This is a genomic window from Pseudoalteromonas sp. P1-8 (assembly GCF_001399985.1).
Taxonomy (GTDB): domain Bacteria; phylum Pseudomonadota; class Gammaproteobacteria; order Enterobacterales; family Alteromonadaceae; genus Pseudoalteromonas.
Map to the genome: position 1 here is coordinate 224,656 of NZ_LJSO01000007.1, position 14,384 is coordinate 239,039.

16 protein-coding genes are annotated in these 14,384 nt (G+C 41.9%); 10 read left to right on the forward strand and 6 right to left on the reverse strand.

Features of this window, described 5'->3' with window-relative positions:
• Nucleotides 1-103 precede the first annotated feature (103 nt).
• From AN213_RS12070 to rnm, 3 genes are read right to left on the reverse strand one after another with little or no spacing between them, the layout of a single operon-like run.
• Nucleotides 104-940, reverse strand: coding sequence for a ScpA family protein (locus tag AN213_RS12070; RefSeq protein ID WP_055198728.1), 837 nt, complete (start codon nucleotides 938-940; stop codon nucleotides 104-106).
• A gap of 8 nt (nucleotides 941-948) precedes the next feature.
• Nucleotides 949-1,569, reverse strand: coding sequence for an L-threonylcarbamoyladenylate synthase (locus AN213_RS12075; RefSeq protein ID WP_055021149.1), 621 nt, complete (start codon nucleotides 1,567-1,569; stop codon nucleotides 949-951).
• Between the two features lie 9 nt (nucleotides 1,570-1,578).
• Nucleotides 1,579-2,418: an RNase RNM gene (gene rnm, locus AN213_RS12080; protein WP_054561232.1), complete on the reverse strand. Its 840-nt coding sequence runs from the start codon at nucleotides 2,416-2,418 to the stop codon at nucleotides 1,579-1,581.
• A gap of 524 nt (nucleotides 2,419-2,942) precedes the next feature.
• Here rnm and AN213_RS12085 point away from each other — a divergent pair.
• The 6 genes from AN213_RS12085 to trpA are packed head-to-tail and all read left to right on the forward strand — an operon-like array spanning nucleotide 2,943 to nucleotide 9,503.
• A complete protein-coding gene (locus AN213_RS12085) occupies nucleotides 2,943-4,511 on the forward strand; it encodes an anthranilate synthase component 1 (RefSeq protein ID WP_055198729.1) in 1,569 nt (522 codons plus the stop codon).
• The gene (locus AN213_RS12090) at nucleotides 4,511-5,116 is read left to right on the forward strand and encodes an aminodeoxychorismate/anthranilate synthase component II (RefSeq protein WP_055198730.1); all 606 of its coding nucleotides are present in this window, start codon (nucleotides 4,511-4,513) and stop codon (nucleotides 5,114-5,116) included. The genes AN213_RS12085 and AN213_RS12090 overlap by 1 nt, the downstream gene beginning before the upstream one ends.
• A 9-nt stretch (nucleotides 5,117-5,125) precedes the next feature.
• Nucleotides 5,126-6,145 (forward strand): anthranilate phosphoribosyltransferase, encoded by a 1,020-nt coding sequence (gene trpD, locus AN213_RS12095; RefSeq protein WP_055198731.1) that lies wholly within the window; start codon nucleotides 5,126-5,128, stop codon nucleotides 6,143-6,145.
• The gene (gene trpCF, locus AN213_RS12100; protein WP_055198732.1) at nucleotides 6,138-7,502 is read left to right on the forward strand and encodes a bifunctional indole-3-glycerol-phosphate synthase TrpC/phosphoribosylanthranilate isomerase TrpF; all 1,365 of its coding nucleotides are present in this window, start codon (nucleotides 6,138-6,140) and stop codon (nucleotides 7,500-7,502) included. The genes trpD and trpCF overlap by 8 nt, the downstream gene beginning before the upstream one ends.
• Before the next feature lie 7 nt (nucleotides 7,503-7,509).
• On the forward strand, nucleotides 7,510-8,694 hold the full coding sequence (gene trpB, locus AN213_RS12105) for a tryptophan synthase subunit beta (RefSeq protein ID WP_055198741.1): 1,185 nt from the start codon (nucleotides 7,510-7,512) through the stop codon (nucleotides 8,692-8,694).
• Nucleotides 8,691-9,503 carry a tryptophan synthase subunit alpha gene (gene trpA, locus AN213_RS12110; protein WP_055021153.1) on the forward strand — a complete coding sequence of 271 codons (813 nt, stop codon included), beginning with the start codon at nucleotides 8,691-8,693 and terminating at the stop codon, nucleotides 9,501-9,503. The genes trpB and trpA overlap by 4 nt, the downstream gene beginning before the upstream one ends.
• A gap of 61 nt (nucleotides 9,504-9,564) precedes the next feature.
• Here trpA and AN213_RS12115 read toward each other — a convergent pair whose 3' ends face one another.
• The gene (locus tag AN213_RS12115; protein WP_054561226.1) at nucleotides 9,565-10,137 is read right to left on the reverse strand and encodes a type 1 glutamine amidotransferase domain-containing protein; all 573 of its coding nucleotides are present in this window, start codon (nucleotides 10,135-10,137) and stop codon (nucleotides 9,565-9,567) included.
• Between the two features lie 137 nt (nucleotides 10,138-10,274).
• Nucleotides 10,275-10,544, reverse strand: a complete 270-nt coding sequence (locus AN213_RS12120) for an HU family DNA-binding protein (protein ID WP_054561225.1) — start codon at nucleotides 10,542-10,544, stop codon at nucleotides 10,275-10,277.
• Nucleotides 10,545-10,738: 194 nt separating this feature from the next.
• Between AN213_RS12120 and AN213_RS12125 the strand changes: the two genes are divergently transcribed.
• Together AN213_RS12125 and AN213_RS12130 are read left to right on the forward strand one after the other, a co-directional pair.
• A complete protein-coding gene (locus AN213_RS12125) occupies nucleotides 10,739-11,326 on the forward strand; it encodes an inner membrane-spanning protein YciB (protein WP_054561224.1) in 588 nt (195 codons plus the stop codon).
• A gap of 58 nt (nucleotides 11,327-11,384) precedes the next feature.
• Nucleotides 11,385-12,023, forward strand: coding sequence for a type II CAAX prenyl endopeptidase Rce1 family protein (locus AN213_RS12130; protein ID WP_054561223.1), 639 nt, complete (start codon nucleotides 11,385-11,387; stop codon nucleotides 12,021-12,023).
• A 55-nt stretch (nucleotides 12,024-12,078) separates the two neighbouring features.
• Here the strand turns inward: AN213_RS12130 and AN213_RS12135 are convergent, their stop codons facing one another.
• A complete protein-coding gene (locus tag AN213_RS12135; RefSeq protein ID WP_055198733.1) occupies nucleotides 12,079-13,503 on the reverse strand; it encodes a sodium-dependent transporter in 1,425 nt (474 codons plus the stop codon).
• Between the two features lie 176 nt (nucleotides 13,504-13,679).
• On the opposite strand from AN213_RS12135, the gene AN213_RS12140 reads away from it, so the two are divergent.
• Nucleotides 13,680-13,979 (forward strand): YciI family protein, encoded by a 300-nt coding sequence (locus tag AN213_RS12140; protein ID WP_054552909.1) that lies wholly within the window; start codon nucleotides 13,680-13,682, stop codon nucleotides 13,977-13,979.
• 151 nt (nucleotides 13,980-14,130) lie between these two features.
• Nucleotides 14,131-14,382, forward strand: coding sequence for a PepSY domain-containing protein (locus AN213_RS12145; RefSeq protein ID WP_054552908.1), 252 nt, complete (start codon nucleotides 14,131-14,133; stop codon nucleotides 14,380-14,382).
• The last annotated feature ends 2 nt before the right edge of the window (nucleotides 14,383-14,384 follow it).

Sequence of the window (14,384 nt, forward strand, 5' to 3'; positions counted from 1 at the left end):
CAGGTTTAATCCCTCAAAATGATTAAGTATTATTGCGGATTGGTATTACTATGACAGCTAACTTAAGACTTACCGCTTAAAACTTAAAGCTATTAACCTCCAGCTATTCGCTTTCTTCCACCAAACCAACATAAATCTGACTATTGGCATCAACTTGAAAGCAGCTTATCAGGTTTTCTTTCACCAGCTCTAACATGGCGATAAAGCTAACGACAACACCACTTCTGCCCTCTTCTACCGTAAAAAGAGTACTAAAAGGCAACTGTGATTGAGCTTCTGAGAGTTTATCTAAGATTAAGCTCATGCGTTCACGGGTCGATAAGGCTTCTGCGGTAATATGATGGTGTTCAAATGTTTTGGCTCGAGCCATAACGTCGCTTAGCGCAACTAACAAGTCTTTCATGTCAACGTCAGGTAACAGTACCTCACGCTCACTCAATTCTGGTACCAGCGCTTCGGCAACAAAAATATCGCGGCCTTCGCGAGGAATTTCATCAAGATTTTCTGCGGCTTTTTTAAATTGTTCGTATTCTTGTAAACGTCTTACAAGCTCAGCTCGTGGGTCTTCTTCCTCTTCAAGCTCTTCATGTTTTGGTAATAATAATCGTGATTTAATTTGTGCTAATAACGCCGCCATCACAAGGTATTCACCAGCCAGTTCAAGCTGAAACTCGCTCATCATTTCAACATAACTAACGTATTGCTCTGTAATACTAAAAATAGAGAGCTCTAGTACATCGAGTTTATGTTTTTTGATTAAATACAGAAGTAAATCGAGAGGACCTTCAAAGGTTTCTAAAATGATCTCTAACGCATCGGGTGGAATATATAAGTCTTCAGGTTTATCGACCACCGCTTTGCCATGCAAAAAAGCCAGTGGCAGCTTTTGCTGTACTGGCTCTTGTAAATTATCTGGCGCGTCAAGCTCTGGGCTAGTCAATGAAGTCTCTACTCAAATGGTTTAGTATCACCACAACCCACACGTAAGATTTCGATATCATCATCCGACAAGTCAATTACTGTGGTTGCCTGTTCAGGAAGATAACCACCATGAATAATTAAATCAACTTGCTTTTCAATGCGATCGCGAATTTCATCAGGATCAGCCTCGGTATATTGCTCACCCGGTAAAATTAAAGAGCACGACATTAACGGCTCACCTAATTCAGCCAATAAAGCACAGGTGATTGGGTGTTCGATAACACGAATACCAATGGTTTTTTTCTTTTCGTTTAATAAACGCTTTGGTACTTCTTTAGTGCCTTTAAAGATGAAAGTATAAGGCCCAGGGGTGTTATTTTTAATTAATCTGAATAACTGATTATCAACACGAGCATAGGTAGATAGCTCTGATAAGTCACGACAGACCAAAGTAAAGTTATGGTGTTTTTCAATACCACGAATACGTTCGATGCGCTCTTTTGCTTGCTTATTACCAATGTTACAGCCAAGTGCATAACCCGAATCGGTTGGGTATACGATAACACCGCCCTGCTTGATAATATCAACCGCTTGGCTGATTAAGCGTGGTTGCGGATTATCTGGATGAATATGAAAAAACTGACTCATTACACGCTCCTATTGCCCTTCCCATGCTTGCCAAACACCTTGGCAATCTTTTGGTAAGTATAAATTTTTACCTAACTCCAACCAACTGGTCGGAAAATGAAAATCTGACCCTTGTGACGCAAGTAAGCCATATTCACGACTCAGTTCACCTAAAAACTGGCGCTCACTGGGTGCTTGCTGTGGTTGTGCAACTTCCATCGCATCGCCACCTGCGTCTTTAAATTCAATAATTAACTTACGTAGCCATTTGTTAGACATTTGATAACGCCCAGGATGAGCAAGAACGGCAACCCCACCGGCTTGGTGAATGGCAGCAATTGCGGTTTGCATATCACACCAACTACTTGGTACATAGCCTGTTTTTCCTCGCCCTAAGTACTTTTTAAATACCCCAGGAAAGTTTTTAGCAACACCACGCTCAATCAGCGCTCGGGCAAAATGCGCTCGTGTGATCTGTGCGTTTTCAGCAAATGTTTTTGCTTGGTCGTAAATGCCTTCAAAACCATTTTTAGCAAGGCGACGACCGATCTCTAAAGCGCGCTCTTCACGCTTGGCTTGTTGCACCTGTAACAATGACAACAGTGCGTCATTTTCATCATCAACATTTAAACCAACAATATGAATTTCAAAGCTTTCCCATTTTGTTGATACTTCAACGCCAGCAATTAATTTAAGCGGTAAATTATCATCTGCAATGACTTGGCGAGCTGGTTTTATCGCATTTAATGTGTCGTGATCGGTAATTGCGAACACATCTATGTTTTTCTCAACCGCGCGGTGTAACAATTGCTCGACTGATAGCTGACCATCTGAGTATGTGGTGTGGCTATGTAAATCGTATTTTATCAAAGGGAAAGACTGCTTTACGTAAGTTCTTGAATCAATGATGTGAGTATAACAAAAATTTAGTGCCAAGGCGTGATTATCTTTTTAGGTTAGACATATATACACTCATAAATGGGCAATTGCGATGGGTAAATGCCGAACTCGTACTAATATGTAAATTAATGCTTGACAGTATCGGCTTAGGTACGCTTTACTGTATGCACTTTCAGACACGTTAAATAAGCAATAACAATGAACAAAACAATTCAAATCACAATTTGGTGGTGGCACTCGTAACTAGCGGGTGACGAATTGTCGTGTCTAACGATTTCAAAACCCGCTCATGTAGCGGGTTTTTTTATATCTAAATTTTAAGGTTTTATTATGAATTACATAGCAACTCTTACACATCATTGGTGGTGGCGCCTGGCTTAGCGGGACGGTAAGGGTCTATCTAATTTATAGGCATTTTTATACGAACCCCGCCAAGCATAGCTTCGCGGGGTTTTGTTTTTTAAAGAGTTTTTGGGAATGAGGGAGAATGAGGTTTGATTTTTAGTCATATAACAACGACACCGGGTGAAGTAACCAGTATCACTCAAGTGCGCGACTACATCAGTAGCCCACTTGCGTTATACAGTTTACTCGATAAGCCTAATTCACTGCTGTTAGAGTCTGCTGAAATTGATTCTAAAGACAGTGTAAAAAGTCTAATTTTGGTTGACTCAGCGCTACGTATTGTTTGCCAAGGCAAACAGGTCATACTCACTGCACAGTCAAATAACGGCAAACAATTACTGCCTTATTTACAAACTCATGTGCAAAACTGCTCTGCTGAGCTTGTAGAAGACACATTAACGTTAACCTACAACGAAGTCGCAAGCGACATTGATGAAGCCAGTAAATTAGTAGCAGATAACGCATTTAGCGCGCTACGTAGCTGTATTAATAGTATTAAAAGCACCACAGATAACCCATTTTCTGTGTTCTTAGGCGGTGTATTTGCCTACGATATGGTTGCTAATTTCGAAACTCTTTCTGATGTGCCTGACGGCGAAAACAGCTGCCCAGATTATGTTTTCTACCTAGCCGAAACGTTAGTTGTCATCGACCATCAAGCAAAAACAACCGAGCTAATTGGCAATGTATTTAACGGCCCTGAAGTTCATGCTAATTGCTTTGAGGTTGGTCAACAATTAGAGCGTTTAAATGCCGTATGTGACAACGCACAAAGCTACCAGGGGCAAAAGCAAACCGGCTCAAACCCAATTTCTGTTGATGTTAGCGACGAGCAATACTGCGAACATGTCATCAAGTTAAAAAACAACATCGTTGATGGCGATATTTTCCAAGTTGTTCCATCACGTACTTTTTCTCTCGCCTGCCCTGACTCACTTCATGCTTACAGCCAACTAAAACAACAAAACCCAAGCCCATATATGTTTTACATGCGTGATGAAGAATTTGTGTTATTCGGCGCATCACCCGAGTCAGCCCTCAAATATTGCGCAGAGAGTAAACAAGTTGAGGTATACCCAATTGCTGGTACTCGCCCTCGTGGCAAGTTTGCTAACGGGCAAATTAATCCAGACCTAGACAGCCGCATTGAGCTTGAACTTCGCAACGACCAAAAAGAACGTGCCGAGCACCTTATGTTAGTTGATTTAGCACGAAATGATGTAGCCCGTATTAGCGTACCAGGCACACGTCACGCTAAAGAGTTATTAAAAGTAGACCGCTACTCACAAGTGATGCATTTAGTTTCACGCGTGGTGGGTACTTTAAAACCTGAACTCGATGCGCTGCATGCTTACCAAGCTTGTATGAACATGGGCACCTTAGTGGGTGCACCTAAAGTACGCGCTGCTGAGTTAGTTCGTCAAACCGAACAAAAACGCCGCGGCAGCTATGGAGGTGCAGTGGGTTATTTAACGGGCGATGGCGCCATGGATAGCTGTATTGTTATTCGCTCTGCGTTTGTTAAAAACGGCACGGCCTACGTACAAGCAGGTGCAGGTGTAGTGTTTGATTCAGACCCACAATCAGAAGCCAATGAAACCCGCGCTAAAGCACAAGCTGTGATCACTGCGATTCAATCGATTTACGAGGCACAATAATGACGACAACATCAGCCTATAAAATCTACTTTTTAGATAACTTTGATTCATTTAGTTATAACTTAGTCGATGAACTTTCTATGTTAGGGTGCCAGTTAGTGGTATACCGTAATAACATCAGTGCACAAAGCATCTTTGACAAAATGTGCCAAGAAACCGTACCTGTGTTATTAGTACTTTCACCCGGCCCTGGCGCACCATCTGCTGCGGGTTGTTTAATGGAACTCATTGAGCTGTGTAAAGGCCGCTTCCCTATGCTGGGCATCTGTTTAGGCCAGCAAGCACTAACACAAAGCTACGGTGGGATTATTGGTCATGCAGGTGAAACAGTGCATGGCAAGTCATCAATTATTGAGTTGACTGAGCACCCTGTATTTGCAGGTATGGGCGATAAAATGCCGGTTGCTCGTTATCATTCATTAATGGCAACCAAAGTCCCTGATGACGTTGAAGTAATTGCTTGTTATGAAAATATTCCAATGGCAATTTACCATCAACAAGATAATGCCCTTGGCTATCAGTTTCATCCTGAGTCAATTTTAACGCCAAATGGCGCATTGCTATTACAGCAAAGTATTGAATTTTTAACCGCACGCGTGCAGTAGAGGAATAACATGGAAGCAACAACTCAAACCCAGTTAAACCAATTATTAGCAAAGCAAGATTTATCATTTTCGCAAGCAACTGAATTGTTTGACGCCATCATGAATGGCAAGCTTAATGATATTGAATTAACTGCAACACTTATCGCCCTAAAACTAAAAGGCGAAACAAGTGATGAAATCGCCGGTGCTGCGGCATCAATGCGCGCCAATGCAGTGCCATTTCAAACCAGCAAAACCTTGCTTGCCGATAGCTGTGGTACCGGTGGCGATGGCTCAAACACAATTAATATTAGTACCACGGCTGCTATTGTTGCCGCCGCTGCGGGCATCAACATGGTCAAACATGGTAATCGCAGTGTGTCGAGTAATTCGGGCTCTGCGGATTTACTAAATGCCTTGGGTATCAATATTGATATGAGCCCTGAGCAAGCTGCCCGTTGTTTAGAAAATACCGGCTTTACATTTTTATTTGCACCGCATTATCACAGTGGTGTACGCCATGCGATGGGCGTGCGTACGGCCCTTAAAAGCCGCACAATTTTTAATATTTTAGGGCCACTGGCCAATCCTGCAGCCCCTGAGGTGCAATTACTTGGTGTTTATGACCCTTCGCTGTGTTTACCAATGGCCGAAACCTTAAAAACCCTTGGCACAAAACGCGCTATGGTGGTTCATGGTGCAGGCACTGACGAAATTGCCTTACACGGGACAACCAAAGTGGTTGAACTTAATAACGGTGAACTGAGCGAATACACGCTAACAGCGAGCGATTTTGGTCTTGCAAACTATTCACTTGAACAACTAGCAGGCCAAGGCCCAGAATATAACGCAAAAGCAAGCTTAGCGATTTTACAAGGTCAAGGTGAAATGGCGCATAACGCAGCCATTATAGCCAACGTTGCCGCTCTTCTTTATTTAACTGATAAAGCAAGTGATTTAAAAGTAGCCGCAGATCAAGTAAGCGAATTATTAGCATCAGGCAAAGCGATGGACACATTGAACGCAATTATTGAGGTAAGTCATGGCTAACGTGTTAGACAAAATTGTTGCCGACAAACGTATTGAATTAGAACAAAGAAAAGCACAGCGCCCGCTTGAGTCATTCATTAGCGAGGTTGTGCCAACCAAGCGAGACTTTGAAGGCGCATTAGCAGCAACCGGCACGCAGTTTATTTTAGAATGTAAAAAGGCCTCACCGTCAAAAGGGCTTATTCGTGAACCATTCAATTTAGAGGAAATTACATCGGTTTATAAAAAGTACGCAACCTGTATGAGCGTACTAACGGATGAAAAATATTTCCAAGGCAGCTATCAGTACCTTGAGTATGTGCGCAGCCAAGTTGAACAGCCGCTTATTTGTAAAGACTTCTTTATTGATGAGTACCAAGTTTATTTAGCACGCTTATCTGGTGGTGATGCCATTTTATTAATGCTCTCAGTCCTTGATGACGAGCAATATTTAGCGCTTCATAAGGTGGCTGATTCTTTAAATATGTCGGTACTCACTGAAGTTAGTAATGAGCAAGAAGTCAGTCGTGCTCTTGCACTGAATGCCAGCCTTATCGGTATTAATAACCGCGACCTTCGTGATTTAAGTACTGACCTTGCAACAACAGAGCGTTTACGTCAGCTTATCCCAAATGACAAAGTAGTGATCTCAGAGTCGGGCATTTATACCCATAAAGATGTAAAACGCCTTGCGCCATTGTGTGATGGCTTTTTAATTGGCAGCTCACTGATGGCTGAGCGCGACTTAGAAGCCGCATGCCGAAAAGTCATTTTAGGTGAGAACAAAGTGTGCGGTTTAACCCGTTCACAAGATGCGATGGCAGCCTACGCAAGTGGAACTGTGTATGGTGGCTTAATTTTTTATCCTAAGTCACCGCGCTATGTTGATATCGACTGTGCCAAGCAAGTTACGCAAAGTGCCCCACTCGCGTATGTGGGTGTGTTTGTCAATGCACCGCTTGAACAAGTGGTCGATTATGCACAAAGCTTAAAATTAGCTGCAGTGCAATTACATGGCGATGAGAATAGCGAATATATTCAAAGTCTCAGAAAGCAATTACCGCTTGGCTGTGAAATTTGGAAAGCCCAAGCCGTTAAAGGTGAATTACCTAAACCGCTTGAAGGGGTTGATCGCCATTTATACGATACTTACAGCAAAAGCCAAAAAGGCGGCACAGGCGAAGCATTTGATTGGTCAGTGCTAGAGACGGCAACCGTGCCGTTTATGTTAGCCGGGGGTTTAAACCCAGAAAATATCCATGCAGCGATTTATCGCGGTGCTAACGGCCTTGACCTAAATTCTGGCGTTGAAGCGTCAGCGGGTAAAAAGTGCCAAACAAAATTACAAAATGCGTTTTCGCATATCAGAAATTATTGAGGTTAGAATGCAAAATCCAGCTTATTTCGGTGAATTCGGTGGTATGTTTGTACCACAGCTGCTTGTGCCAGCTCTCAAGCAACTAGAAGCAGAGTTTAATAAATCACAAAACGATCCAGCTTTTCAGGCTGAGTTTGAAAAACTATTAAATGAATACGCAGGTCGCCCTACACCATTAACACTGACACGTAACTTAGTTAAAAACCCTAAGGTAAAACTGTATTTAAAGCGTGAAGATTTACTCCATGGTGGTGCGCACAAAACCAACCAAGTACTTGGTCAAGCACTCCTTACCAAACGTATGGGTAAAAAAGAAGTCATTGCAGAAACAGGTGCCGGCCAACACGGTGTTGCAACGGCCCTAGCCTGTGCACTACTTGGCTTAAAATGCCGCGTTTACATGGGTGCAAAAGATGTTGAACGTCAGCAACCAAATGTATTTCGTATGAAACTAATGGGCGCAGAGGTTATTCCTGTCACAGCAGGCTCTGGCACCTTAAAAGATGCCGTAAATGAAGCCCTGCGTGACTGGTCAGCAAATTATAAAGACGCTCACTACTTACTAGGCACTGCAGCAGGCCCTCACCCATTCCCAACCATGGTACGTGAGTTCCAAAAAATGATTGGTGAAGAAGCAAAACAACAAGTGCTTAAAGCTGAAGGTCGCTTACCGGATGCTGTGCTTGCTTGTGTGGGCGGTGGCTCAAACGCCATTGGTATGTTCACAGACTTTATTGATGAGCCAAGCGTAAAACTAATTGGTGTAGAGCCCGCTGGTAAAGGCTTAGATACCCACCAGCATGGTGCCACCTTATGTAAAGGCACTAAAGGCATCTTACACGGTACCTATACCTACATTATGCAAGATGATGATGGTCAAATTGAAGAGTCTTACTCTGTATCAGCAGGCCTTGATTACCCAGCTGTTGGCCCACAGCATGCTCACTTGCATGAAACTGGCCGTGCTGAGTACGTTGGAATTAGCGATACTGAAGCGCTTGAAGCATTCCAACTACTGGCTAAGAACGAAGGGATCATTCCTGCGCTTGAATCAAGCCATGCCCTAGCATATGCCCTTAAATATGCCGAGCAACAAACCGAAGACACTATTTTAGTGGTTAACCTAAGCGGCCGAGGCGATAAAGATTTGGCTCACGTACACAGTGTTTTATCAGAAGGAGGCGCACTATGAGCCAGACTAACCGTTACGGACAACTCTTCGCCACATTAAATGAAACCAACCAAGGTGCTTTTGTACCCTTTGTTACGATTGGCGATCCTAATAAAGCACTGAGCGTAGAAATCATCAAAAGCTTAATTGATGGCGGCGCCGATGCCCTTGAGCTAGGTATTCCATTTTCTGATCCGATTGCAGATGGCCCGGTGATCCAAGCAGCCAACATTCGTGCACTTGATGAAAACATCAATACCCAAGATTGCTTTGATATCATCAAACAAGTGCGCCAGTATAATGCTGATATTCCAATTGGCCTGTTATTGTATTCAAACTTAGTGTTTAAACGTGGCATTGAGAAGTTTTATCAAGATGCTAAAGAGGCCGGTGTCGATTCAATTTTAGTGGCTGACGTGCCGCTACATGAATCAAAGCTATTTCGCCAAACAGCAATGAAAAATGGCATCGACCCAATTTTTATTGCTACACCGAATGCTGATGATGACACTTTACGAGAGTGTGCGTCATATGGTCGTGGTTACACATACCTTCTTTCACGCGCAGGTGTAACAGGCACAGAAACCAAGGCACAAATGCCAGCAGATTCATTAGTTAAAAAACTAAAAGATTACCATGCTGCACCGGCATTACTTGGCTTTGGTGTATCAACACCAGAAGATGTTAAATCAGCACTTGAGTCAGGAGCTGCTGGTGCGATTTCAGGCTCTGCGGTTGTTAAAATCATCGAGGCAAATCTTGATGATCAAGCAGCAATGCTAACTGGTTTAAAAGAGTTTGTAGCTAGTATGAAAGCAGCTACAAAATAAGTTTGTTTTATTACTTAAAAAAGGGCCATAAAGGCCCTTTTTTGTACTTAACAATTTATGATTAATGATGGCGGTGCACACCCTCTTTAATCTCTTCTATGAATTTTCGATTAAAGGCTTCCAGGTCGGCTGGGCTTCGGCTTGTGACTATACCCTCATCAACACATACTTCTTGATCAACCCAATTAGCTCCTGCATTGATCAAATCTGTTTTGATACTTGGGTATGAGGTTACTTTGCGCTCCCGTAGTTTGTTAATTTCAGCTAATAGCCATGGACCGTGGCAAATCGCGGCGATAGGTTTGTTTTTACCGGCACTGAAAAAACCATCAACAAAGGCTTTTGCTTCGCTATCTTGACGTAACGTATCTGGGTTGAATAAGCCACCAGGCAGAAGTAACGCGTCATACTCTGCAGAGTCTGCTTCGCTGACTACACGGTCAACACTGACTCGCTCACCCCATTGGTTTTCATCCCATGCGGTGATATCGCCACGCTCAAGTGACACAACTTCGACAAGTGCACCAGCTTCTAATAATGCGCTTCGTGGTGACAATAGCTCGCTTTGCTCAAAACCATTGGTTGCAAGAATGGCAATCTTTTTACCATTCAGTTGGCTGTTTAAATTTGACATGTTATCTCCTTATTTAGGTAAACCTAAATGATTAACAGCAGACAACATGCCAAACTTAATGCATTGAAAATATTGAATAAATTTTCAGGTGTTCTATTTATGCTCTGTAAATACTACAACAGATTTGCAAATCCTGCTTATAAACCGTCTTTGAGTGCTTTAGCAGGTTTAAAAACTGGCTTGTTAGCGCCTTCTATTTCAATTTCTTCACCGGTTTGTGGGTTGCGTCCTTTGCGTGCTGGGTAATAACTTAGAGCAAACGTACCAAAGCCATTAATTTGCACTTGGTCACCCTCAGAAAGAGACTTTTCGATAGCATTTAACATGCTGGTTAAGGCAGCTTGAGTGTCTTTTTTTGTTAATTCACTGTGGGCAGCCATTTGCGATACTAACGCGGCTTTATTCATAAGAAGTGCTCCAAAATACGCCGCTTAATCATCTGAGGTTAAGCGGAAAAAGATAAGGTAAAACAACCTAAACGCAGGTTTAGGCCAGATTGGCTCGGGAGGCTAAGCTTTCAGGGCTGTTAAGTCAACCTTGTATCTTGCGTGATAACTTGATACAACCCAGTATCTTTTTAAATTAGAGCATTTATAAATTTATGCATGCGATTATTGAATACATCCCGCTGATTTTATTTTTTGCGGTTTTCAAGTTAGTTGATATTTATTGGGCAACAGCCTTGCTGATGCTAACCACCTTAATTCAAGTTGCTTACTGTTATTTTAAAGATGGTAAAGTGCCGACCCGTCACTGGGTGTTTTTTGCCATAGCGGTGGTGTTGGGTACCCTCACCTTAGTGTTCCACGATGAGCAGTTTGTTAAATGGAAAGCCACCATTGTGTATGCCATTTTCAGTGTTACTTTATTAGTAAGCCGCTATGTACTTGGCAAAAACCTAGTGAAAAAAGCACTTAGCTCGATTTTAGAAAATGCCTCTGAGAGTAAACAAGAAATCAACGTACCTGAAGCGCTCTGGAATAAGCTTAACCTATTTTGGGTTGCCGTGACTGCAGGTATCTCGGCGCTGAATATCTACATTGCCTATAACTTCTCGCTCGATTTTTGGGTTAACTTTAAAGTGTTTGGCTTAATGGGCATTACCTTTGTTTGCGTGTTAGCAACGATCATCACCCTATTCAAATACTTACCTGAAGATGACGAAGAGAAAGATCCAAAGCAATCTTAATGTCATAAATCTGTCGTCTTAGCTTGTTAGCGTAAACAAAAAACACGCTGAGACGACATTGAACGCTAACCAATACCGCTGGCTTGAATTTACCCTCATATTTGTTTCTCTGCCGCTATTAGGCTTCTTTCTTCGTGCCTACCTCGCTAACTGGCTAATTCCTGCCCTTATTATTTTAATGGCCGTGTGCGGCATGTTGCTTCTGTCTGATCCCCATTTTAAACGCTTTCGTTTAACAAGCCTTGGGCAATTTAGTACGGTAAAACGTCGCTTATTTAGTTTCTTCTTTTTAGGGGCGCTATTCTCTGGAATGTTTTACGGTATTATGAATCAAGAAAACTGGTTTTCACTGCCACGAAACTCATTTAACGACTGGCTAATGTTGTTATTGCTCTACCCCATTTTATCGGTGATGCCGCAAGAGCTTATTTTTAGAACCTATTTTTTCCATCGTTATAAACGCATTATGCCAAGTAAAACAGTGCGTATTATTGTCAGCGCATCAGTGTTTGCGTTAGCGCATATTGTCTATGCAAATGTATTGGCCGTACTGTTGGCATTTTTAGGAGGGCTGTTGTTTTCTTATACGTACGCGCAAAGCCGCTCAACCTTCGTGTGTGTGATTGAACACAGTTTATGGGGACTGTGGATGTTTACCCTAGGTTTGGGTGATGTGCTTGATGCGGGGGCCTTTTAATGTAATAGGTATAAAAAAGCCGCGCAAAGTGCGCGGCTAAGTATTGAACTGGTTTTTAAAATCCGAAAATACTAAATGCAAAAAACTTAGTGGCCACCGTATTTACAAAGATTAGTAATAAAATGGCAGGGATAAACGTTGATAGCGAGAAGTTCACATACTTCTCTGTGAAGCTGCCAATATAACCTTCACAGCCTTGGCTTAGCTCTGCTGATAAGTTCGCTTTTTTCCAACGATACATAACGAATAAACACACCATTAAACCATTAAGCGGTAAAATTGTGTCGTAAAACACATCATAAACGATATCAAATAAGCTCTTATCTGCACCGCCATAGCTAACAAACTTTGTAAGCGAGTCAACCATACCAAATGACATGGTACATAGCACAGTCAATACACCTGTAGATAAAGTTAAGATAGCCAGTGCTTTTTTACGGCTGATACCTTTGCGGTCACTTAATGTTGCAGTTGGCACCTCTACAATTGATACAAGTGACGTAATTGCAGCAAAAAAGACAAGTAAGAAGAATACAAACGCAACAATTGATGCACCCACGTAGCCAATATCAGCTTGTAACGCTAATAAAATTTTTGGTAGGTAGACAAAAATCATCGATACTGACGAGTCAGATAAAGTACTTGGGTCAGTATCTGGGTTAAAACTGAAAATAGCTGGAAGCACCATAAGACCGGCAATAAATGCAACCAATGAATCGGTTACCGCAACCATTTTTGCACTACCAACAATATCGTCTTTCTTAGAGATATACGATGCATAGGTCATTAAGATACCCATACCAAGTGACAACGAGAAAAACGCTTGAGCTAATGCACCATTTAATACGCTGGCATCCATTTTTGAAAAGTCAGGCACAACATAGTACTTAACACCTGCAATTGCGTTATCAAGAGTTAGTACGTAAACAACCAATGCGGTGAGTAGTACAAATAAAGCTGGCATCATAAACTTAGCCGCTTTTTCAATACCTTCTTTAACACCGCCCACTAAAATCAAATTAACGATGATGGCAACCACGGCCATATAACCAAACACGGTGTAGCTATTGATAAAGGTGCCAAAGTTATCTGGCTGGGCCAAGGCATCTAGATTACCAAAAGCGGTTTGCGATAAATAACCGAAAATCCATACAGTGATCACCATATAAAAAACAGCAATCATAAATGGCGTTAATACGGCTAAAAAGCCAGCAAAGTTCCATTTTGGATCATTGCCCGCTAAAAATTTGTATGAACCAAGTGGATCTTTTTGCGCTTTTCGACCCATGGCCATTTCAGCCATCATCACTGGCAAACAGATGAAAATGACAAACAATGCATAGACTAAAAGGAAAGCACCACCGCCGTTTTTTGTAGCTGAAACAGGAAAACCCACTAAGTTTCCGATACCTACAGCAGAACCGGCTGCCGCTAAAATAAAACCGAGGCGGGAGCTAAAATGCTCGCGTTTTTCGCTCATTTAAAAACCTTATTATTATTTTCTCAACCCAGCGACTCTACCAGTGTTACACCGCGTATTTCAAGCTTTATAAGTTAAAGTTATATGGGTTTGTGTAAAGATTATTACGCGAATAATCTCTCGTCTATTGCTAAGAATATGCTACTATTTTTTAAAAATAACATTGAGAACACACCATGCTGTATATGATTTATTCAACTGATGTTGAAAATAGTTTAGAAGCTCGCAAATCTGCACGCCCAGCTCACTTAGCACGCCTTCAAGAATTAGACGATCAAAACCGTTTATTTACGGCAGGCCCATTGCCAGCCATTGATAGTGAAGATCCGGCTGACGCTGGTTTTACTGGTTCATTAGTGGTTGCTGAGTTTGAGTCGTTAGAAGCAGCACGCGAATGGGCTGCAAACGATCCGTATATTGCGGCGGGTGTTTACGACAACTCAGTCGTAAAACCATTTAAAAAAGTATTTGGTTAACCTCTGAACTTAACTGAATCAATAATTCAGTGTTTGTTCACGGCTTATTAACTAAGATTTGGCTATTGAATTACAGAATTTAACGTAATTACTTGAATTTTAGTTAATTGGTTAATTAAACTAAATGGGTCTGGTTTAGGAGTTCCCCGTCATGCGCATATTATTAGCCTTCAGTTTTAGTCTTTTATTTGCATTATCAAGCTTTCATGCTGATGCCAATAAGAAACAAGCCCAAGAGGTGACTAAAAAGCAGGCTGTAACGATCGCCAAAAAATCTGAAGACGGCCGAACCCTAAAAATCACAGAGCAAGATAAAGTATTTACCGTAAGAATTTTAAAAACGAACGGCCACGTGGTTGATGTCCATGTGAACAAAAAGACTGGCGAAGTGAAAAAGGATTAAGA